Source organism: Streptomyces sp. NBC_00986 (genome assembly GCF_045162565.1).
GTDB lineage: Bacteria > Actinomycetota > Actinomycetes > Streptomycetales > Streptomycetaceae > Streptomyces.
Window position 1 is genome coordinate 6,691,944 of record NZ_CP108733.1, and the last position, 19,909, is coordinate 6,711,852.

The window sequence follows — 19,909 nt, forward strand, 5'->3', positions numbered from 1 at the left end:
GAGGGGCGAACCAGCCTCTCGGCCCGCTTCTTGGCACCCCGGTTCAGGGCAACCGGGAAGCTCAGGGAAACGTGAGCGCGGCCGGTGCGAGTGCCGGCACCAGCCCCTCCGCCGCCGCCCGCGTCAGCAGACCCCGGATCGCCGCATACCCGTCGTCCCCCAGTTCCGCCGTGAACTCGTTGACGTACAGCCCGATGTGCTGGTCGGCGACGGCCGGGTCCATCTCCTGCGCATGCTCCATGACGTACGGCCGTGAGACCTCGGGGTCGTCCCAGGCGGCACGGACCGACGCCCGGATCGAGTCGGCGAGCAGGTTCAACCGCTCGGCGCCGAGCGACCGCTTCGCGATGATCGCGCCCAGCGGGATCGGCAGCCCCGTCGTGGCCTCCCAGTGCTCGCCCATGTCCGCGAGCTTGTGCAGGCCGTAGTTCTGGTACGTGAAGCGCGCCTCGTGGATGACGAGCCCCGCGTCGACCTTCCCGTCCCGCACGGCCGGCATGATCTCGTGGAACGGCATGACCACGATCTCCCCGACCCCACCCGGAATCGTGTCCGCGGCCCAGAGCCGGAACAGCAGATACGCGGTCGACCGCTCACTCGGCACGGCGACGGTACGACCGGTGAGGTCCACGTCCGCCCCCCGGGTGAGCACGAGCGGCCCGCACCCCCGCCCCAGCGCACCCCCGCACGGCAGCAGCGCGTACTCGTCGAGGACGTACGGCAGCACGGCGTACGACACCTTCAGCACATCCGACTCACCGCGTTCCGCCATGCCGTTGGTGATGTCGATGTCCGCGAAGGTCACGTCGAGCGCGGGCGCACCCGGCACCCGGCCGTGCGCCCACGCGTCGAAGACGAACGTGTCATTGGGGCAGGGCGAGTAGGCGATCTGCAGAGGCTCAGTGAACGGGGTCATACCTGTCTCCAACTCTCCAGTACGGGCGCGCACTTCCCGAATCCCTCCGTCAGGGCCGCGAGCGCGTCGCCGATCCGCCAGGCGGTGCGGTCACGCGGGCCGACGGGGTTGGAGACCGCGCGCAGTTCCAGGACGGGGATGCCGTGGGCGGCGGCTGCCTCGGCGACACCGAAGCCCTCCATCGCCTCCGCGAGGGCCCGGGGGTGGCGGGCGCGGAGTTCCGCGGCGCGGGCGGCCGTTCCGGTCACCGTGGAGACGGTGAGTACGGCTCCGGTGCGGGCTCCGGTCGCGGCCGAGAGCTCTCGTACGAGTGCATTCGGCGGACGGTGGGTGACGGTGCCGAAGCCGAGCTCGGTGACCGGAACGAAGCCGTCCGGGGTCTCGGCGCCCAGGTCGGCCGCGGTGATCTCGTCGGCGATCACGAGGGACCCGACGGGTGCCTCGGGCTGGAAGCCGCCGGCGATCCCGGCGGAGACGACGAGGGCGTACGGGCCACCGGCGAGCGCGACGGCCGTAGCGGCGGCGGCAGCGGCCGGACCCACCCCGGCGGCGATGACATCAACCGTGCTGTCGCCCGTGAACGCCCGTGCCACCGCGTCCCGTTCGGCGGGGACGGCGGTGGCGACGAGGACACGTGGAGAAGACGCGGAGGTCGTGGCCGTGGTCAGGAGTCCTTCTTGAACTTGAAGGACCACAGGCCCTTGACCGTCTTGTCGCCCTCCTTGATGGAGACGACGGTCGAGTTGCCGGTCGCGCCGTACTGGGTGTTGAAGAACACGCTGCCGGGGATCGTGCGGTACGTCTTCTTGCTGGAGTCGGTCAGCGGCTGACCGTTCATCAGGATCGTCCAGCCGTTGTCGGCGATCTTCGGGTCGACACCGAAGCGCACGGTGTCGTCCGGGTCGACCGAGATCGACGTCGAGGCCTTCAGGCACTTCGGCAGGTCCGCGGTCTTCACCGCGTCGCCGTCGTTGTAGCAGGTGGCCTCGGTGTGGACCGAGTTCCTCCCGACGGTGATCGTCGAGATCGGCGTCGGCTTGTCGCACGCCGACAGGACGAGCAGTCCGGCGGAAACGGCGCCGGCGGCGGCGACGGCGCGGCGGCGTCGCACAGCGGATTGCATGGTCATGGGGCGAAGGCTATCGGGCCCGTCCAGTCCTCCCGCCACGTGGGGTGCGGCGCGGCGGGCCGGGTGGTGCGGGTTACGCCACTCGCGGGCGTCCACCGGCCCCGTGCCGGGCCGAGGCGAGCAGCCCGCGCAGGGTGGTCAGCCAGCCCAGGGCGATGACCGCGGCGGCCAGGGTGAAGCCGAGGGCGCCGTTCAGCGGCATGACGATGCCGATCGCGCCGCCGAGCACCCAGGCCATCTGGAGCATCGTCTCGGACCGCGCGAACGCCGAGGTGCGCACCAGCTCGGGCACGTCCCGCTGGATCAGCGCGTCCAGGGACAGCTTGGCCAGCGCCTGGCAGAACCCGGCCGCGGCGGCGAGACAGGCCACCAGGGCCGCGCCGAAGAAGATCGCCGCCGTGATCGCCGCGCCCAGCACGACCGCCATCACCGTCACGATGATGAGTTCCGGGGCCCGTTGCCGCAGCCAGGACCCGACCGCCGTACCGAGCGCGTTGCCCACGCCGGCCGAGACGGCGACTATGCCGAGCGACACGGCCGCGCTCTGCCCGGTCATCGGATGCTCGCGCAGCAGGAACGCGAGGAAGAAGGTCAGGAACCCGGAGAGCCAGCGCAGGGCCGCGTTGGCGCCCAGCGCGTGGGTGACGGCGATGCCGACCGTGCGCAGCCCCGGCCGCTTGACCTCCTTGGGGTGCGGGCCGTGCAGATGGTTCTCGTCCGCCGCGAGCAGCGCCGTGTCCTCGCCCTTGGCCGAGTCGACCTTGGGGTCCAGGAAGAAACACAGGACCGTGCCCGCGACGAAGATCACGAAGGCGCCGTAGAGCGGCCAGGGGTCGCCGATGGCGTGCAGGCCGCCCGCGATCGGGGCGGCGACGCCGGTGGCGAGGAGCCCGGCGAGGGTGACTCTGGAGTTCGCCTTCACCAGCGAGATCCGGGGTGGCAGCAGCCGGGGCACCACGGCGCTTCTGACGACGCCGTACGCCTTCGAGGCGACCAGGGCGCCCAGGGCCGCCGGATACAGCTCCAGGCTGCCGCTGGCGACCGCGCCGGAGATGATCAGCGCGAGGAGGGCGCGGGCCAGCATCGCGGCGGCCATCGCGGCGCGCCGCCCGTGCGGAAGTTTGTCGAGAAGGGGCCCGATCACAGGAGCCAGGACGGTGAACGGAGCCATGGTGATCGCGAGATAGAGAGCGACCCGTCCCCGAGCCTCGTCGGTCGGTACGGAAAAGAAAACCGTCGACGCGAGGGCGACGGTGATCATGACGTCGCCGGCGCCGTTCACGGCGTGCAGTTCGATGAGCCGGCCGAGGCCCGACTCGCCCGCGCCGTGCGCGTGGGTGGCCTTGCGGATGCCGCGGGCGGTACCGGTGACGGGGAAGTGCAGGGCACGACCCATCGCGCGGACGGAACCGCTCACCCGGCCCGAACCGCCACCTCGGATGTTCCCCTTCGTGCCGCCGATCCCGGTGGCACCTTGGGGCGACCTCGCGGCTGCCACCCCGTCATAGTGCCCCGAGAACGGCGTGAGTAGTGCGGTTACCGCACGTATGGAGGCGTACGGAAGTGGATTCTGGGCCGTTCCACAGGTCCCGGGCCGGCCGTTCCACGCATCTCCGGGTGGCCGCCGCGCATCGCCCAAGAGGCCGCCGGTGTGGGCGCATGGCGCGGGAGAAGGTAGCGTGCGTAGCGCGCCGTGGCGATTGTTCTCGGCCGCGCGCCTCTCGGCCATCCCGCAGAATGGATGGTGTAGGCGTGCCCGAGCGCGATCGGGCGCGGACGTCGACGCGGCCCTCCACCAGTGCCCCCAAGGGCCTGGTACATGTCTTTCAGCCGCTCCGTCCGCTCCCTTCGCCACACCAGGCGCACCCGTGAGACGGCGTAGGAGAGAAGCGATACCTGTGAGCGCAGCGACCACGCGAAGCCGCACCCCCGACCGCCTGTGCGCCGAGGCCGTCGACCTCGCCCGTGCCGCAGCCGAGGAGGCCGCCGCGCCCGGCGTGGTCGGCGAGCACGCCGGCTTCGAATCCGACGGCGACCGTGTGGTCACGCACTTCTTCGAATGCAAGGAGTTCGGCTACCGGGGCTGGCGCTGGGCGGTGACGGTGGCGAGGGCGTCCCGCGCGAAGCTGGTGACCCTGGACGAGGTCGTCCTGCTCCCGGGCCCGGACTCGCTCCTGGCCCCCGAATGGGTCCCGTGGAGCGAACGCCTCCGCCCCGGCGACATGGGCCCCGGCGACCTGCTCCCCACCGACGCGGAGGACCTCCGTCTGGAGCCCGGCTACACGGGCGAGGACGAGCCCCCGCCGAACTCGGCCGTCTCGGAGGAGATGGCGGAGCTGGTGGAGTCGGAGGACGCGGAAGTGACGGCGGGCACCCCCGCCACGCTCCCGATGGCCCCCACCAGAGGCTCGATCGCCGCGGTGGCCGAGGAACTGGGCATCCGCCGAGCCCGGGTCCTCTCCCGCTACGGCCTCCACGTCGCCGCCGACCGCTGGGAGGACGGCTTCGGCCCGAAGACCCCGATGGCCCAGGCCGCGCCCGCGGCCTGCGTCAGCTGCGGCTTCCTGGTCGCGATCGGCGGCTCCCTGGGCCAGGCGTTCGGCGTCTGCGCGAACGAGTTCTCCCCGGCGGACGGCCACGTCGTGTCCCTGGCCTACGGCTGCGGCGGCCACTCGGAAGCAGCCGTCATGCCCAAACCGCCCCAGCCCCCGGCCCCGGTGATCGACGAGACGATGGTCGACCCGTTCCCGCTGCGGCCTTCGGCGGATTCGGGTTCGGTGCCGGTGGGGGCGGACGAGGAATCGGCGGAGTTGGGGCACTCGTAGAGGTGTGCCGGTCGGTTCACGGCTTGGGCTGGCCGGTGCCCCTGCCTTCCCCGTAGCGCGGGAGGTTGTCCGTGGTGATCGTCCAGTCGCCGATGGTGACGTCCTCGCCGTAGACGAAGTCCTTGCGGGTGGCGTAGCGGGGGCCGTCGGGGGTGGAGTGGATGTCGGTGAGGACGGCTCCGGTACCGGTGCGTGGGTCGAAGACGGCGTAGGTGGGGATCCCGATCAGGGGATAGTCGCGCATCTTGCCGACCCAGTCGTTGTCCGGGTTGGAGCGGGAGACCACTTCGATGGCGGCGATGAGGGTGTGCGGATCGATGGAGGCTTCGGTGTCGAGGTCGGTCCACGCGATCACCATCACGTCGGGGTGACGCATGATCCCCTCGGGCTCGTCCTCCACATCGGGAGTCCCGTTGTGAGCCAACAACTCGTCCGGCATGACTTTCTCAAGTCGCCGGCTGATGCGTGCTGCCGTGACCTCGTGCGGTCCTCCCGGCGACATCATGTCGTGGACGATCCCTTCCTTGGTGATCTCGAATTTGCCCGGGATGGTGTCGTCCATGGACTCAAGGAAGTCCCTCATGGCCCGGTACTGGTGGGTGGCGCCCTGTTGCGCGTTGTCCGGGGCGATGGTCATGGCGCTCGCTCCTCGTGGTCTGTGCCCAGGGGCAAGGATCGTCCCCTTCATGCTAGGCGGCCCCCGGAAGATCGGTTCGGCACTCATGGCAGAGCCCTGGGGTAGGCGAGCGGAAGGCGCGGTCGCAGCCTTCGCAGTTCTGGAGTGGGTGCCGTACGGCCGGTGGCGGGGCCGGAGCGCGGAACGGCGGCGGGGGCGGCAGTTGGGCCGTCAGACGGTGGGCCAGGAGGGCTGCGGGCCGACGTAGGGGGTCGGGCGGCAGGTCCGCGGTCAGTGCGTGGCGTACGGCTGTGGGGGCCACGTCCCGCTCCAGCCACGCGGCGACTCCCGGCGCCAGGTGGGCCGTGTCGCAGGCCGACAGAAGCAGGCGGGGATCGTGGCGGCGGAGGCCCGTGAGGAGATCCGTGGCCTGCTGGGTGAGCGCGGGGGAGGGGTAGGCCGGGCGCGGCACGGGCGGGAGTGCCTTACGGGGTGTGTGCTTCTTCGGCCTCTTCGGCCTCTTCGGCGTACTCGGCGTCTCCGGGGCATGGCTGTCCCTACGGCGGCTGCCGGGCTGGTTGCACGAGATCGTGCGGGTGACGATGCGGCCGTCGGGAACCCGGTGCCGTTCGCGACGAAGGTAGCCGTGGGTCTCCAACTCCCGTAGCGCGGCGGCGATTCGGGTCGTGCCCTCCGGGAAACGGGCCGCCAGCGACTTGATGTCGACGCGGGCCCCTGCCGGGAGCGACTGGATGTGAACGCCGAGCCCGATCGCGAGCCCCGACAACTCCGGGTGCTGGGCGAGGTGGTTGCCGATGACCGTGAAGCGGGCGGTGTGACGGGCGTTGTCGTGCGTGAGTCCAACGCCGGGCCGGCCGCGCCGCTGGTTCGTGTGGTTCGAGCGGTTGTCGGCGGCGTGCCGGGACTGGGCGCGCGGGGGCGCGGTAATGTCGTGCGTATCCATCGGGAAGGTCTTGTCTTCCTAGGTGGTCAGGCCCTCGCCTTGGGATTGCCGTCCCGGCGAGGGCCGTCGTATGTCCGCTGTCTGCGGTTGTGTCGCGCTGAGCGTAGATCACGCAACCTGCCCGGAATCCAGCCCAGTTGATGATGTTCACCCGGATGGGTGAATGGCGGGCCCGGCTGCCGGGAGGGTGGGGTGGGGCTTGGTGATGGTCCTTTCCCCGTCGTGGTCCTTGGGAAAAGGCGCCCCTTGCACCGGAGTTCGGGTTTCTGGAGACCGGTGCGAGATGCTGGGGGAGGGGCAGGCGGTCACGCTTCCGCGGCGAACGGATCACCCAGGACACCGGCCAGCCGGACGAGCCCGAGGTCGCCCCCGTCCGTCACCGCCGCATAGACGGTGTAGGCCCATCCCCGCTCGTCCGCGTACCGGGACGCCCACGCCAGGACCTCGTCGATGTCGACCTCGCCCAGAACCTCGTACTCGTACGCGGTCACCGCCCCCACGTCCCAGAAGTAGACGCGGTACCGGGCATGGTCCTCCTCCCAGTCGGTGTCACGAGGATCAATGCCGCGAATATCCATGAAGCGAGCGTAAGGGTCCATTTCATGCCCACCGCCGACTTGCAGACGAACAGACCGTCTGACAGCCCAACGCCACCTCCGGACGGCTCCTGAGGATGGGGTCCTCGCCCCGCACCCTGACACCGGCCTCACCACGCTTCGTAATCGGGTCGGTGCAACTCCAGATGGAAGAGCAGCCGGACAGCCGAGTCGGAGCCCCCACTCGCCACCCACTCGCCCGCGGCCGCCGACGAGACGGGAGCGGGTCGTGGCGGTACGGCGCAGCCCGCCGCGTACCCGGCACCAACCCGTCCAGCCGTGGTGACAAACCGAAGGGCTCCGCAAGCGGCGGGCTGGCCGTACCGCCACGACCCCGACCCCACCCACACACCTGCGGGCGAACCCACCACAACCCCCACCCACCTCCACCCCCACCCCCCTCCGCACCAGCCCCGCGCCACCCCCTCCCCTCCGCGCGGTACCTTCATCGCGACGTCGATGAGGAGAGTGAACGTACGTGAGTAAGTTCGTGCGGCCCGCCGCCGAGGGTGCCGACCCGTTCGGGACCGCCCGTCTGCGGCGTGGGGTGCTCGACGCCTGGGCGACCAGCCCGGCCAGGTTCCGGGAGGACGCCAACGCCGAGGAGGACCTCGTCCTCGGCGGGTACCGGGACCGGCTCGTCGTCGAGCTCGCGCAGAACGCCGCCGACGCCGCCGCCCGCGCCGGTGTCGCCGGACGGCTCCGCCTCACCCTCCGCGACGGCGTCCTCTGCGCCGCCAACACCGGCGCCCCCCTCGACGCAACCGGTGTCGAATCCCTCTCCACCCTCCGCGCCTCCGCGAAGCGCGACGCGGGCGACAGCGCGGTCGGACGGTTCGGCGTCGGCTTCGCCGCCGTCGTGGCCGTCACCGACGAACCCGCCGTCGTCGGACGGCACGGCGGCGTCCGCTGGTCCCTCGCCGAGGCCCGCACCCTCGCCGACGACACCGCCCGCCACAGCCCCGGCCTCGGCACCGAGATCCGCCGCCGCGACGGCCACATCCCGCTGCTCCGCCTCCCGTTCGCCGCCGAGGGCACCGCCCCCGACTCCTACGACACGGTCGTCATCCTCCCGCTGCGCGACACCGCCGCCGAGGACCTCGCCGAGCGCCTCCTCGGCGCCGTGGACGACGCGCTTCTCCTCGCCCTCCCGGGGCTGACCGAAGTCGTGGTCGAGGTCGGGGACCAGGAACCCCGCACCCTCACCCGCCGCACCGACCGCGCCGACACCGTCGTGGACGACAGCCGGGACGGAACCACCCGCTGGCGTACGGCCGCCGCGCACGGGGAACTCGCCAAGGAACTCCTCGCCGACCGCCCCGTCGAGGAGCGGCTGCGCCCCTACTGGTCCGTCACCTGGGCCGTGCCCGTCGACGAGGACGGCACCCCGGCCCGCCCCCGCACCAGCCCCGTCGTCCACGCGCCCACCCCCAGCGACGAACCCCTGGGCGTACCCGCCCTGTTGATCGCCTCCCTCCCCCTCGACACCACCCGCCGGCACGCCGCCCCCGGCCCCCTCACCGACTTCGTCGTGGAGCGCGCGGCCGACGCCTACGTCGAACTCCTCGCCGCCTGGCGCCCGGTGACCACCGGCATCATCGACCTCGTCCCCGGCCCCCTGGGCAAGGGGGAGCTGGACGGCACCCTCCGCCAGGCGATCCTCCAGCGCCTGCCGCGCACGGCCTTCCTCCCGCCCGCCCTCGAACCCTCCACCGATGACCCGGAGTTGCCCGAGGCGCTACGGCCCCGGGACGCCGAGGTCGTCGAGGGCGCCGGTGCCGACACCGTGCAGGTTCTCGCCGAGGTACTTCCCACCCTCCTCCCCGCCGGCCTCGAACGCCGCGTGGAACTACGGACGTTGGGCGTCGCCCGCGTCCCCCTCACCGACGCCGTCGACCGCCTGGCCGGCCTGGAGAAGGACCCCGGCTGGTGGCGGCGCCTCTACGACAGCCTCGCGGGCGTGGACCCCGACCGGCTCACCGGCCTGCCCGTGCCGCTCGCGGACGGCAGGACGACGATCGGGCCACGCCAAGTCCTCCTCCCCACCCCCGACTCCGCCCAGGTCGAGCCCGAAGTCCTCGCCCGCCTCGGCCTCAAGGTCGCCCACCCGGACGCCGCGCACCCCCTCCTGGAGAAGCTCGGCGCACTGCCCGCGACCCCCCGCGCGGTCCTCACGACACCCCAGGTACGGGCCGCCGTGGCCGCCTCCCTCGACGAGGAGGGCGGGGCCATGTGGGACGAAGTGGCGCCGGACAGCGACGAGTTGGCGGAGACCGTCCTCGCCCTCGTCCGGGACGCGGGCCTGGAACCCGGTGACGAACCCTGGCTCGGCGCCCTCGCCCTGCCCGACGAGGACGGCGAACTCGCCCCCGCCGGCGAACTGGTGCTGCCCGGCAGCCCGTTCGCCCAGGTGATGCGGGACGACGAACTGGCCTTCGTGGAAGCCGACTTGGCCGACCGCTGGGGCGAACAGCCCCTCGCGGCCTGCGGAGTCCTCGCCACCTTCGCCCTCGTCCGCGCCACCGACGTCGTTCTCGACCCGGACGAACTGGAGCCCCGCGACGGCGACTTCGCGGAACCCGACGACCCCGGCCTGCTGGACTCCGTGGACGTGTGGTCGGAGGACGTCCTCGACCGCTTCCCCGACAGCCCCGTCCCCCCGGTCGCCACCGAACTCGTCGCCGTACGCGACCTCGACCTGGTCGACGAAGACCGCTGGCCCCAGGCCCTCGCCCTCCTCGCCCGGCCCCCGCTCCGCGACGCGATCACCCAACAGGTCCGCGTCCTCCTGCCCGACGGCACACACGAGCTCGTACGGCCGTACACCGCTTGGTGGTTGCGCGGCCACCCGGTCCTCGACGGCCGCCGCCCGGCGGGCCTGCTGGCGGCCGGCGGCGACCCGCTCCTGCGCGGCCTCTACGACGAGGCCGACGCGACCGGCTTCGACGACGAACAGGTCCTGCGGGCACTCGGCGTCCGCACCTCGGTCGCCGCCCTCCTCGACGAGCCCGGCGGGGCCGCCGAACTCCTCGACCGCCTCGCCGACCCGGACCGCGAGGTCACCGGCGCCCAACTGCACGCCCTCTACAGCGCGTTGGCCGACCTCGACCCGGAACAGGTCACCCTCCCGGACGACCTGCGCGCCGTGGTCGACGGCGAGGTGACGGTCGTGGACGCGGCGGACGCGGTGGTCGTCGACTCACCCGACCTGCTCCCCTTCACCTCCGGCACCCCGCTCCTCCCCGTACGGCCGTCCAGGGCGGCCGAGTTGGCCGAACTCTTCCAGGTCCGCCGCCTCAGCGAGTCGGTCACCGGCGAGGTCACCTCCGAGGGCACCGAGCACGACGTACCGGAATCCGTCCGGACCCTCCTCGGCCCGCTCACCCCCGCGACCTACGTCGAACACGACGGGCTCGTCGTGGACGGCGTCGAGATCGACTGGCGCCGGACCCGCGACGGCGTGCTGCATGCCTCGACCCTGGAGGGCGTGGCGGCCGGCCTCGCCTGGGCGGCCGGTCAGTGGCCGCGCCGTTTCGAGGTGGCAGCACTGCTGGAGGACCCGTCCCGGACGGAGGAACTGGCTCGGGACCGGTGGTTCGACTGAGCGGAGCGGCGATCTTCACGACCGTTCCGAAAGAAGTTCACGAGTCGTACAACCATTCCCTTTCGTCGTGAATCTGATCAGCTGAGCCAGCAGGCTCCACGATCACTTCTCTACCTGGGGAATCCATGCGCATGCGTGCCACCCTCGGCGTCCTGACCGGCGCCCTGGCCCTCTCCGCTCTCGCCGTGCCTGCCGCGCAGGCCGACGGGGGCCGGGGGGACACCACGATCTCGACCGTCGTGGTCAACGGCGGCAAGCCGGTCGTCGTGGGTGCTACCGCGAAGAAGACCATCACGGTCAGCTTCACGGTCAAGGACGCCTCGGGCGTCGACTGGGCGCAGGCGATCCTGTACCACGGCGCCGACATCGAGTCGTCCGACAGCGGCGCCGTCGCCAACAGCAGTGACGGCCGCGCCACCTGCACCAAGGTCAACGCCACGACGTCGACCTGCAAGTCGACCTTCGACCTGAAGCCGCGCTCCAACCTGATCAACTCCGTGGCCGGCGGCTGGAAGGTCTGGGCGGTCGCCAGGGGCAAGGACGGCGACTACGTCCAGAAGGACAACGCGAAGACCTTCCAGGTCCAGCGCCTGTCGAAGCTGACGGTCAACGCCGCCCCGGAGCCCGTCAAGAAGGGCAAGACCATCACGGTCACCGGCAAGCTGACCCGCGCGAACTGGGACGCCGCCACCTACTCCGGTTACTCGACCCAGCCGGTGAAGCTCCAGTTCCGCAAGAAGAGCTCCAGCACGTACACCACGGTGAAGACCGTCAAGACCAACTCGGCGGGCAACCTGAGCACCACCGTCAAGGCGACCGTCGACGGCTACTTCCGCTACAGCTTCGCCGGCACCTCGACGACCCCGGCCGTCAACGCCGCGGGTGACTTCATCGACGTGAAGTAAGACCTGCCGCGGCCCGGCCGACCGGCGGAGTCTCCGCACTTCACCATCAGTTCGCAATACCCGCACAAAGTCTCGATTCGCCGTACAACCTGTCCCACCCGTCGCGAATCAGAACACGTGAGCCAAGAGGCTCCGCCATCACTTGGGCCCCGGCGCCGACGACGAGCCGTTCGGAACGACCAGCGCGTCGGGGCCCCCTTTCCCACTTGGGGAACGCATGCGCATAAGCGCCACCGTGGCCGCCGTCTCCGGCGCCCTGGTCCTCTCCGCCTTCGCCGTACCGGCCGCACAGGCCGCGGGCTCCGACGCCGGCTCGTACCGCTCGGACATCGCGAAGATCCGTGAGGCCGCCCACACCGCCTCCGGCAAGGCCACCCTCTCCGGCTCCACCGTCGCCACCCCGGCCGACGACCAGCCGTACGCCCTGAACGTCACCTTCTCCAACATCAAGGTGAACAGCGGCAAGCCGATCGTGGCCGGTGCCGCCGCCCACGTCTCCGTCCCGGTCACGTACACGCTGACGCACGGGACCGACGTCGACATCACCGCGTCGGACTTCTGGACCGACCTGTTCCTCTACAAGGGCTCGTTGGACGAGCCGAGCAACATGATCTTCGACGACGACCTGGCCAAGTGCACGGCCACCTCGGCGACCGTCGCCTCCTGCAAGGGCTCCCTCGACATCTACCCGGGCGAGGGCGACCTGTCGAACACCGACGCCGGTGCCTGGAAGGCCGGCGCCGAGGCCATCGCGTGGAACGGCCAGGACCCGACCAGCACCAGCATCGACATCACCAAGGTCGGATACGCCGACAAGGGCGGCTTCGCCTCCCCGAACGTGACCCGCCTGTCGAAGCTGACGGTCAACGCCGCCCCGGAGCCCGTCAAGAAGGGCAAGACCATCACGGTCACCGGCAAGCTGACCCGCGCGAACTGGGACGCCAACAACTACACCGGCTACTCCACCCAGCCGGTCAAGCTCCAGTTCCGCAAGAAGAACTCCACCACGTACACCACGGTCAAGACCATCAAGACCAGCTCGACGGGCGCCCTGAAGACCACCCTCAAGGCCACGGTCGACGGCTACTTCCGCTACAGCTTCGCGGGCACGTCCACCACGGCCCCGATCAACGCGACGGGCGACTACGTCGACGTGAAGTAACCAACACCGCCAGCCACCCGCGCCCCTGCTTTTAGGGGCGCGGGTGGCTGCGCGACCAGCGCCCCCACTCGGCCGCGGCGGACAAACGACGTACCGGCCGACCACTCAAGCCGGCACCCGCCGATCAACCACCCTCCACACCAGCTCCAGCACAACCCCCGCCACCACCGAGATCCCCACAGCGATCCACGGCATGGTCACCCCCACCAACTTCAGCGCGAAGAAATGCTGAAGCCACGGCACGACCAGCACCACCACGAACGCCGCCCCCATAGAGGCGACCAGAGTGATCCGCCACCAGGTGTACGGCCGAGCAATGATCGCCAGCACCCACATGGAGATCAGGAACAGCGTCAACGTCGCCGCACTGGTCTCCGCCCCCAACGCCCCCTTCCCCGTGTAGTGGTGACGAGCGATCAGATACGTGACGAAGGTCGCGGCCCCGGCGATCACACCCCCTGGGATCGAATACCGCATCACCCGCCGGACAAAATGGGGTTTCGCCCGCTCCTTGTTCGGCGCCAGCGCAAGAAAGAACGCCGGAATCCCGATCGTCAACGTGGACAACAGCGTCAAGTGCCGCGGCAGGAACGGATATTCAACCCGCCAGCACACCACCAGCACAGCCAGCAGCACCGAGTACACGGTCTTCACCAGGAACAGGGTCGCCACCCGCGTGATGTTCCCGATGACCCGCCGCCCCTCGGCAACGACCGAAGGCAACGTAGCGAAGCTGTTGTTGAGCAACACGATCTGCGCGACGGCCCGGGTCGCCTCGGACCCGGACCCCATGGAGACACCGATGTCGGCATCCTTCAGGGCGAGGACGTCGTTCACCCCGTCCCCGGTCATCGCGACCGTGTGCCCCCGGGACTGCAACGCCCCCACCATGTCCCGCTTCTGCTGCGGAGTGACCCGCCCGAACACCGTGCCCTCGTCAAGGGACTTGGCCATCTCCCCCTGATCGGCAGGCAGTTGACGGGCGTCCACGACCTGCCCGCTGAGCCCCAGCTTCCCGGCCACCGCCCCGACGGACACCGCGTTGTCCCCGGAGATGACCTTCGCGTGCACACCCTGCTCGGCGAAATAGGCCAGCGTCTCGGCCGCGTCGGGCCGCAACCGCTGCTCCAGCACCACCAACGCGGTCGCCGAGGCCCCCCGCGCCACCTCGGGATCGTCCAGTTCCCCCGAGACCCGCGCCAGCAACAGCACCCGCAGCCCTTGCTCGTTGAGCCGCCCGGTCTCCTCCAACGCGGGATCATCCGCGCCCAGCAGCACATCGGGCGCCCCGAGCAACCACGTACTCGACTCCCCGTTGCCCTCGCTGAACGACGCCCCGCTGTACTTCCGCGCCGACGAGAACGGCAGCGACTCCACGCACCGCCACTCCCCGCTGTCCGGATAGGCGGTGATGATCGCCTGCAACGACGCGTTCGGCCGCGGATCCGACTCCCCGAGCGCGCCGAGGACTTTGCGTACGTACGTTTCGTCGGCCCCGCCCAGCGGACGCAACTCGGTGACGTCCATCCCGCCCTCGGTGAGCGTGCCCGTCTTGTCGAGGCAGACCGTGTCGACGCGGGCGAGGCCCTCGATGGCCGGAAGTTCCTGGACCAGGCACTGTTTCCGGCCAAGCCGGATGACGCCGATCGCGAAGGCCACCGAGGTGAGGAGGACCAGCCCCTCCGGGACCATCGGGACGATCCCGCCCACCGTCCGGGCGATCGAGTCCTTGAACCCGTGCTGTTTGACGACCAGTTGGCTGATCACCAGGCCGATCGCGGTCGGGATCATCATCCACGTCACGTACTTGAGGATCGTGGAGATACCGGTCCGCAGCTCGGAGTGGACGAGCGTGAACCGGGAGGCCTCCTCGGCGAGTTGGGCCGCGTACGCCTCTCGCCCCACCTTCGTCGCCTCGAACGCGCCACCGCCGGCGACCACGAAGCTGCCGGACATGACCGCGTCCCCCGGCCGCTTGACCACCGGGTCCGCCTCACCGGTGAGCAGCGACTCGTCGATCTCAAGACCGTCGGCCTCGACGCACTCCCCGTCGACGACAACCTTGTCACCGGGCCCGATCTCGATCAGATCACCGAGCACGAGCTCGGAGGTGCTCACCTCCACCGCGGCCCCGTCGCGCCGTACCGTCGGCTTCGACTCGCCGATCACCGCGAGGGAGTCGAGGGTCTTCTTCGCCCGCCACTCCTGGAAGACCCCGATCCCGGTGTTGGCGAGGATCACGTACCCGAACAGGCTGTCCTGGAGCGGCGCCACGCCCAGCATGATCAGCCAGAGCACGCCGATGATCGCGTTGAACCGGGTGAACACGTTCGCGCGCACGATCTCGCCCAGCGAACGGCTGCTGCGCACCGGGACGTCGTTGACCTCCCCGCGCGCCACCCGCTCGGCGACCTCGGCGGTGGAGAGCCCGCGTGCCCGCGCCGCCGGGATGGGCACGGGGTGCACAGGATCGAGTTCGGCGCCCGCGTCGGTGTGCGTCATGCATTCGACGGTACGTGCGGTTTTACGGCTTCACCCGCCGAGTGCCCGGAAGATCCGACCAGGGGAGGACGGTGGGCGGGACGGGGTGATGCCTGGGGTGTAGGGGAGGCTCCTCACTCCGCAGCAGGGGAGTTCCTCACTCCGCGGCAGGGGAGGGGGTCTCCGTGGCCGAAGCGGCGGCATCGGCAGCCACGCGCTTGAGGGCGGCGTCGCGCCCCCGGACGTACCAGATGCCGATCAGCCCGAGCCCGCTCCCGGCCAGGCAGGTCCACAGCCACCACAGATGGCCGTGGTCGTCGAACCAGCCGTAGAAGGGGAGCTGTACCAGGAAGAGGACGAACCAGAGGATCGTGAGGCCGATGATCGTCGGGACGATCGGGCCCTCAAGGGGCTCCGGTGCCTCGTGTGTCGGTGTCCACTTCGCCATGCCCCCAGCTTACGAGGCGGCACAAGGCGCTCGGCGGACAGTCGGCCCCACGCCGGTCTACGCGCGGAGATAGCGCCTGACGTCTTCATATGTTCATACTGAAACGGTTTCCGTCTGTCCACTTCTGCTCGTAGGAACATCCAATGCAGACCGCCCTCGACCGCTACTTCAAGATCTCCGAACGGGGTAGCAGCCTCCCCCGCGAGATCCGGGGCGGGTTCGCCACCTTCTTCGCGATGGCGTACATCATCGTGCTCAACCCGATCATCCTGGGCAGTGCGAAGGACATGTACGGGCACCACCTCGACAACGGCCAGCTGGTCACCGCGACGGCCGTGACGGCCGCGTTCACCACCCTCCTCATGGGTGTCATCGGCAACGTACCGATCGCGCTGGCCGCCGGACTCGGCGTGAACTCCGTCGTCGCCCTCCAGCTCGCGCCGCGCATGACGTGGCCGGACGCGATGGGCATGGTCGTGCTGGCCGGTCTGGTCGTGATGCTGCTGGTCGCCACCGGGCTGCGCGAGCGCGTGATGAACGCGGTGCCGTACGGACTGCGCAAGGCCATCTCGATCGGTATCGGCCTGTTCATCATGCTGATCGGGCTCGTGGACTCCGGATTCATCTCCCGCATCCCGGACGCCGCCCAGACCACCGTCCCGCTCCAGCTCGGCGCCGACGGTCACCTCAACGGCTGGCCGGTGCTCATCTTCATCCTCGGCGTCCTGCTCACCCTCGGGCTGATCGTCCGCAAGGTGTCCGGCGCGATCCTCATCTCCATCGTCACGATGACCGTCCTCGCGGTGATCGTGAACGCGGTCGCGACGATCCCGTCCTGGGGCCTGACCACCCCGAAGTGGCCCGGAAACCCGGTCGCCACCCCGGACTTCGGCCTGATCGGCAAGTTCAGCCTGTTCGGCGGCTTCTCCAAGGTCGGCGTGCTGACCGGCATCCTGTTCGTCTTCACGGTCCTGCTGTCGTGCTTCTTCGACGCGATGGGCACGATCATGGGCATCAGTGACGAGGCCAAGCTGACCGACGGCGAGGGCAACATGCCCGGCATCAACAAGGTGCTCTTCGTCGACGGCATCGCGGTCGCCGCGGGCGGTGTCAGCTCGTCGTCCGCGACCACCTGCTTCGTGGAGTCCACGGCGGGTGTCGGCGAGGGCGCCCGCACGGGCTTCGCGAACGTCGTCACGGGCGCGCTCTTCGCCGTTGCGCTGTTCCTCACGCCGATCGCCACGATGGTCCCGTCCCAGGCGGCCACCCCCGCGCTGCTCGCGGTGGGCTTCCTGATCCTGGCGGGCTCCGTCAAGGAGATCGACTGGGCGGACTACACGATCGCCATCCCGGCCTTCATCACGATGGTGATGATGCCGTTCACCTACTCGATCACCAACGGCATCGGCATGGGCTTCATCACGTTCGTGGTGCTGCGGCTGGTGGCGGGCCGGGGTCGGGAGGTCCCGGTGCCGATGTATGTCGTCGCGGCGGTGTTCGGGTTCTACTACCTGATGCCGGCCCTGGGTCTCACGTGACCCCGTAGAACTTCTCGGTCTCCTCCACGGCGGTCTGGAACCGCTCGTCGAAGTCGTCCCGGATGAGCGTCTGGACCACGTAGTCCTGGACGCTCATTCCCCTTTTCGCCGCATGGTGTCGGAGCCGTTCGAGCAGCTCCCCGTCTATCCGCAGGCTGAGCACGCTGGTCCCCATACAGACGAGGGTCCGGGGCGGTTCCGGGCGGTGGGTGACGTTCCGCGCCGGGATCACTCATATGGGTGACGGAAGGGTTCAGTGGCCAGGGTCACGGGCATCTCGGCGTGTCCCCATTGGTCTTTAGCGAGAGTAATGAGTTACGCTAAAGAACATGCCGGACCTTACGCATGGCGACGACGCTGCCGCCGTGAACTCCCTGCGATCAGCCGTGATGCGGTTGTCCCGCCGACTCAAGCACCAGCGGGTCGACGAGTCACTCAGCCCCACCGAGATGTCGGTGCTGGGCACCCTGTCCAACTGCGGCAGCGCGACCCCTGGCGAGCTCGCTCGCAAGGAGCATGTGCAGCCGCCCTCGATGACCCGCATCGTCGCGCTGCTCGAGGCGAAGGGTCTGGTCCAGCTGGAGCCGCACCCCGAGGACCGGCGCCAGAAGGTCGTCACCAAGACCCCCCAGGCCGAGGCGATGCTCGAAGAGAGCCGCCGCAAGCGCAACGCGTTCCTGGCCGGCCTGGTCGACGGCCTCGACGAGGACGAGTGGGCGAAGATCGTCGCCGCCGCCCCCGTGCTGGAGAAACTCGCACACCTGTAAATCCCCCTAGCCTGGAGGCGACCTTTTGAGTTCGGGAACCGGAGCAGACTCCGCACCCGCGCCAGCCACCCCCGACTCCCCGCCCGCCCCACCTGGTAAGTCCTCGATGTTCAGCTCGCTGAAGATCCGGAACTACCGGCTGTTCTTCATCGGCCAGGTCGTCTCCAACACCGGCACCTGGATGCAGCGCATCGCCCAGGACTGGCTGGTCCTCAGCCTCACCGGCTCCTCCGCCGCCGTAGGCATCACGACCGCCCTCCAGTTCCTGCCGATGCTGCTTTTCGGGCTCTACGGCGGTGTCCTCGTCGACCGGCTGCCCAAGCGCCCCACCCTGCTCGTCACGCAGTCCGCGATGGCCCTCACCGGTCTCGCCCTCGCCTTCCTCACCATCTCCGGCCATGTCCAGGTCTGGCACGTCTACGTCGCCGCCTTCGCCGTGGGCCTCGCGACGGTCGTCGACAACCCGGCCCGCCAGTCCTTCGTCTCCGAGATGGTCGGACCCGAGCAACTGCAGAACGCGGTCAGTCTCAACTCGGCGAACTTCCAGTCCGCCCGCCTGGTCGGCCCCGCCGTCGCGGGCGTCATGATCACCGGCGTCGGCACGGGCTGGGCGTTCCTCTTCAACGGCCTGTCCTTCGTGGCGCCGTTGGCGAGCCTGCTCCTCATGCGCAACCGCGATCTGAAGGCCGTTCACCGCGCCCCGCGCGGCAAGGGCCAGCTCCGCGAGGGACTGCGCTATGTCGCCGGCCGCCCCGACCTGATCTGGCCGATCGTCCTCGTCGGCTTCATCGGCACGTTCGGCTTCAACTTCCCGGTGTGGCTGTCGGCCTACGCGGACGACATCTTCCACGCGGGCGCCGGCGCGTACAGCCTCTTCAACACCCTGATGGCGGTCGGCTCCCTGATCGGCGCCCTGCTCGCCGCCCGCCGGGGCACCACCCGCCTCCGCGTCCTGATCGCGGCGGCGGCGGCCTTCGGCCTCCTCGAGGTGGTGGCCGCGGTGGCCCCCTCCTACTGGCTGTTCGCCCTCCTCATGATCCCGATCGGCATCGCCGGCCTGACGGTCAACGTCACGGCCAACACCGCCGTCCAGATGGGCACCGACCCGGCCATGCGCGGCCGCGTCATGGCCCTGTTCATGATGGTCTTCATGGGCGGTACGCCGGTGGGCGCACCGATCGTCGGCTGGATCACCGACGCCTACGGCCCCCGGGTGAGCTTCGCCCTCGGCGGCGTCATCGCGGCCGTCGCCGCGGCCACGATCGGCGTGATCCTGGCCCGCATCGGCGACCTGCGTCTGTCGTTCGACTGGAACCACGGCCATCCGAGCGTGGCCTTCGTCCCGCGCGAACGGGAGCAACTGGCCGCGGCGGCCTGAGAGTTGTGCGGCGTGACCGGCCCGGAGGGAGTGTGTGCGCGTGTCACACCCTCCGGGCCAGCACCTGCCCCGGCCACCGGTCCTCACCGACGACGAACGCCTCGGTGGCCGTGAACCCGTTGCTCTCGTAGTAGGCGACGAGCTTGCGGTCGTCCCCCGCGTAACAGTCCACCCGCAGCAGGGAGACCCCGGCCCGCCGCGTCTCCTCCGCCGCGTGCGCGAGCAGCGCGCCGCCGACGCCGCGGCCCTTGAACCGGCGGTCGGAGGCGAGGAGATGGACGTACCGCTCGGGCTCGTCGACGGCTTCGATGTACGACCCGGGGGAGTCGGTGAGGGTGAGCGTGCCGGCGGGGACGCCGTCGACCTCGGCGATGTAGGGCGAGCCCTGCGTCACATACCGCTCCACCATCGCCACGGCCTTCGGGTTCTCCGACCACGGCGTGCTGCCCCACTGCCCGGTCCGCCCCTGTGCGACGAGCCACGCCACCGCGCTGTCGAACATGCCCAGTATCGCGGGGATGTCGTCGGGCCCACCGTCTCTGATGCCGATGCCGGCGTCGGTCTCCATGGCAGCAGGCTA

At 70.2% G+C, this 19,909-nt stretch carries 18 protein-coding genes; 7 read left to right on the forward strand and 11 right to left on the reverse strand.

The genetic code is table 11. From position 1 onward, the window contains the following. Positions 1-61 precede the first annotated feature (61 nt). The 4 genes from OG504_RS29995 to OG504_RS30010 all read right to left on the reverse strand — a co-directional run bounded on the left by OG504_RS29995 (position 62) and on the right by OG504_RS30010 (position 3,543). On the reverse strand, positions 62-916 hold the full coding sequence (locus tag OG504_RS29995; protein WP_405992583.1) for a 1,4-dihydroxy-6-naphthoate synthase: 855 nt from the start codon (positions 914-916) through the stop codon (positions 62-64). Continuing rightward, complete coding sequence (locus tag OG504_RS30000) at positions 913-1,611, reverse strand: futalosine hydrolase (RefSeq protein WP_405992584.1); 699 nt, start codon at positions 1,609-1,611, stop codon at positions 913-915. The genes OG504_RS29995 and OG504_RS30000 overlap by 4 nt, the downstream gene beginning before the upstream one ends. Continuing rightward, positions 1,581-2,045 (reverse strand): DUF2771 domain-containing protein, encoded by a 465-nt coding sequence (locus OG504_RS30005; protein WP_266771202.1) that lies wholly within the window; start codon positions 2,043-2,045, stop codon positions 1,581-1,583. Before OG504_RS30005 ends, OG504_RS30000 begins: the two co-directional genes overlap by 31 nt. Before the next feature lie 73 nt (positions 2,046-2,118). Next, positions 2,119-3,543 (reverse strand): MFS transporter, encoded by a 1,425-nt coding sequence (locus OG504_RS30010; protein ID WP_405992585.1) that lies wholly within the window; start codon positions 3,541-3,543, stop codon positions 2,119-2,121. Positions 3,544-3,943: 400 nt separating this feature from the next. Here OG504_RS30010 and OG504_RS30015 point away from each other — a divergent pair, with 400 nt between their 5' ends. Then, positions 3,944-4,870, forward strand: coding sequence for a DUF3027 domain-containing protein (locus OG504_RS30015; RefSeq protein ID WP_405992586.1), 927 nt, complete (start codon positions 3,944-3,946; stop codon positions 4,868-4,870). A 16-nt stretch (positions 4,871-4,886) separates the two neighbouring features. Here OG504_RS30015 and OG504_RS30020 read toward each other — a convergent pair whose 3' ends face one another. The 3 genes from OG504_RS30020 to OG504_RS30030 form a co-directional block, all read right to left on the reverse strand. Beyond that, complete coding sequence (locus OG504_RS30020; protein ID WP_405992587.1) at positions 4,887-5,507, reverse strand: Uma2 family endonuclease; 621 nt, start codon at positions 5,505-5,507, stop codon at positions 4,887-4,889. Positions 5,508-5,559: 52 nt separating this feature from the next. Beyond that, positions 5,560-6,450 (reverse strand): helix-turn-helix domain-containing protein, encoded by an 891-nt coding sequence (locus tag OG504_RS30025; RefSeq protein ID WP_405992588.1) that lies wholly within the window; start codon positions 6,448-6,450, stop codon positions 5,560-5,562. Between the two features lie 305 nt (positions 6,451-6,755). Then, on the reverse strand, positions 6,756-7,028 hold the full coding sequence (locus OG504_RS30030) for a hypothetical protein (protein ID WP_405992589.1): 273 nt from the start codon (positions 7,026-7,028) through the stop codon (positions 6,756-6,758). Positions 7,029-7,524: 496 nt separating this feature from the next. Here OG504_RS30030 and OG504_RS30035 point away from each other — a divergent pair, with 496 nt between their 5' ends. The 3 genes from OG504_RS30035 to OG504_RS30045 all read left to right on the forward strand — a co-directional run bounded on the left by OG504_RS30035 (position 7,525) and on the right by OG504_RS30045 (position 12,717). Next, a complete protein-coding gene (locus tag OG504_RS30035) occupies positions 7,525-10,650 on the forward strand; it encodes a sacsin N-terminal ATP-binding-like domain-containing protein (protein WP_405992590.1) in 3,126 nt (1,041 codons plus the stop codon). Positions 10,651-10,775: 125 nt separating this feature from the next. Further along, positions 10,776-11,555, forward strand: coding sequence for a calcium-binding protein (locus tag OG504_RS30040; RefSeq protein ID WP_405992591.1), 780 nt, complete (start codon positions 10,776-10,778; stop codon positions 11,553-11,555). Positions 11,556-11,772: 217 nt separating this feature from the next. Beyond that, entirely contained in the window at positions 11,773-12,717 is a 945-nt protein-coding gene (locus OG504_RS30045; protein WP_405992592.1) for a hypothetical protein, read from the forward strand. Between the two features lie 105 nt (positions 12,718-12,822). Here OG504_RS30045 and OG504_RS30050 read toward each other — a convergent pair whose 3' ends face one another. Next, on the reverse strand, positions 12,823-15,219 hold the full coding sequence (locus OG504_RS30050; RefSeq protein WP_405992593.1) for a cation-translocating P-type ATPase: 2,397 nt from the start codon (positions 15,217-15,219) through the stop codon (positions 12,823-12,825). A 136-nt stretch (positions 15,220-15,355) separates the two neighbouring features. After that, entirely contained in the window at positions 15,356-15,646 is a 291-nt protein-coding gene (locus tag OG504_RS30055; RefSeq protein WP_405992594.1) for a DUF2530 domain-containing protein, read from the reverse strand. 143 nt (positions 15,647-15,789) lie between these two features. On the opposite strand from OG504_RS30055, the gene OG504_RS30060 reads away from it, so the two are divergent. Beyond that, complete coding sequence (locus OG504_RS30060; protein ID WP_405992595.1) at positions 15,790-17,184, forward strand: NCS2 family permease; 1,395 nt, start codon at positions 15,790-15,792, stop codon at positions 17,182-17,184. On the opposite strand, the gene OG504_RS30065 is transcribed toward OG504_RS30060, so the two are convergent. Further along, entirely contained in the window at positions 17,177-17,359 is a 183-nt protein-coding gene (locus tag OG504_RS30065; protein WP_262064267.1) for a BrnA antitoxin family protein, read from the reverse strand. The two genes, OG504_RS30060 and OG504_RS30065, sit on opposite strands and share 8 nt — an antisense overlap. 154 nt (positions 17,360-17,513) lie before the next feature. Between OG504_RS30065 and OG504_RS30070 the strand changes: the two genes are divergently transcribed. Continuing rightward, positions 17,514-17,951, forward strand: a complete 438-nt coding sequence (locus tag OG504_RS30070) for a MarR family winged helix-turn-helix transcriptional regulator (protein WP_019072529.1) — start codon at positions 17,514-17,516, stop codon at positions 17,949-17,951. Between the two features lie 106 nt (positions 17,952-18,057). Continuing rightward, positions 18,058-19,329, forward strand: coding sequence for an MFS transporter (locus OG504_RS30075; protein ID WP_405992596.1), 1,272 nt, complete (start codon positions 18,058-18,060; stop codon positions 19,327-19,329). Positions 19,330-19,372: 43 nt separating this feature from the next. Here the strand turns inward: OG504_RS30075 and OG504_RS30080 are convergent, their stop codons facing one another. After that, the gene (locus tag OG504_RS30080) at positions 19,373-19,897 is read right to left on the reverse strand and encodes a GNAT family N-acetyltransferase (protein WP_405992597.1); all 525 of its coding nucleotides are present in this window, start codon (positions 19,895-19,897) and stop codon (positions 19,373-19,375) included. Positions 19,898-19,909: the final 12 nt, after the last annotated feature.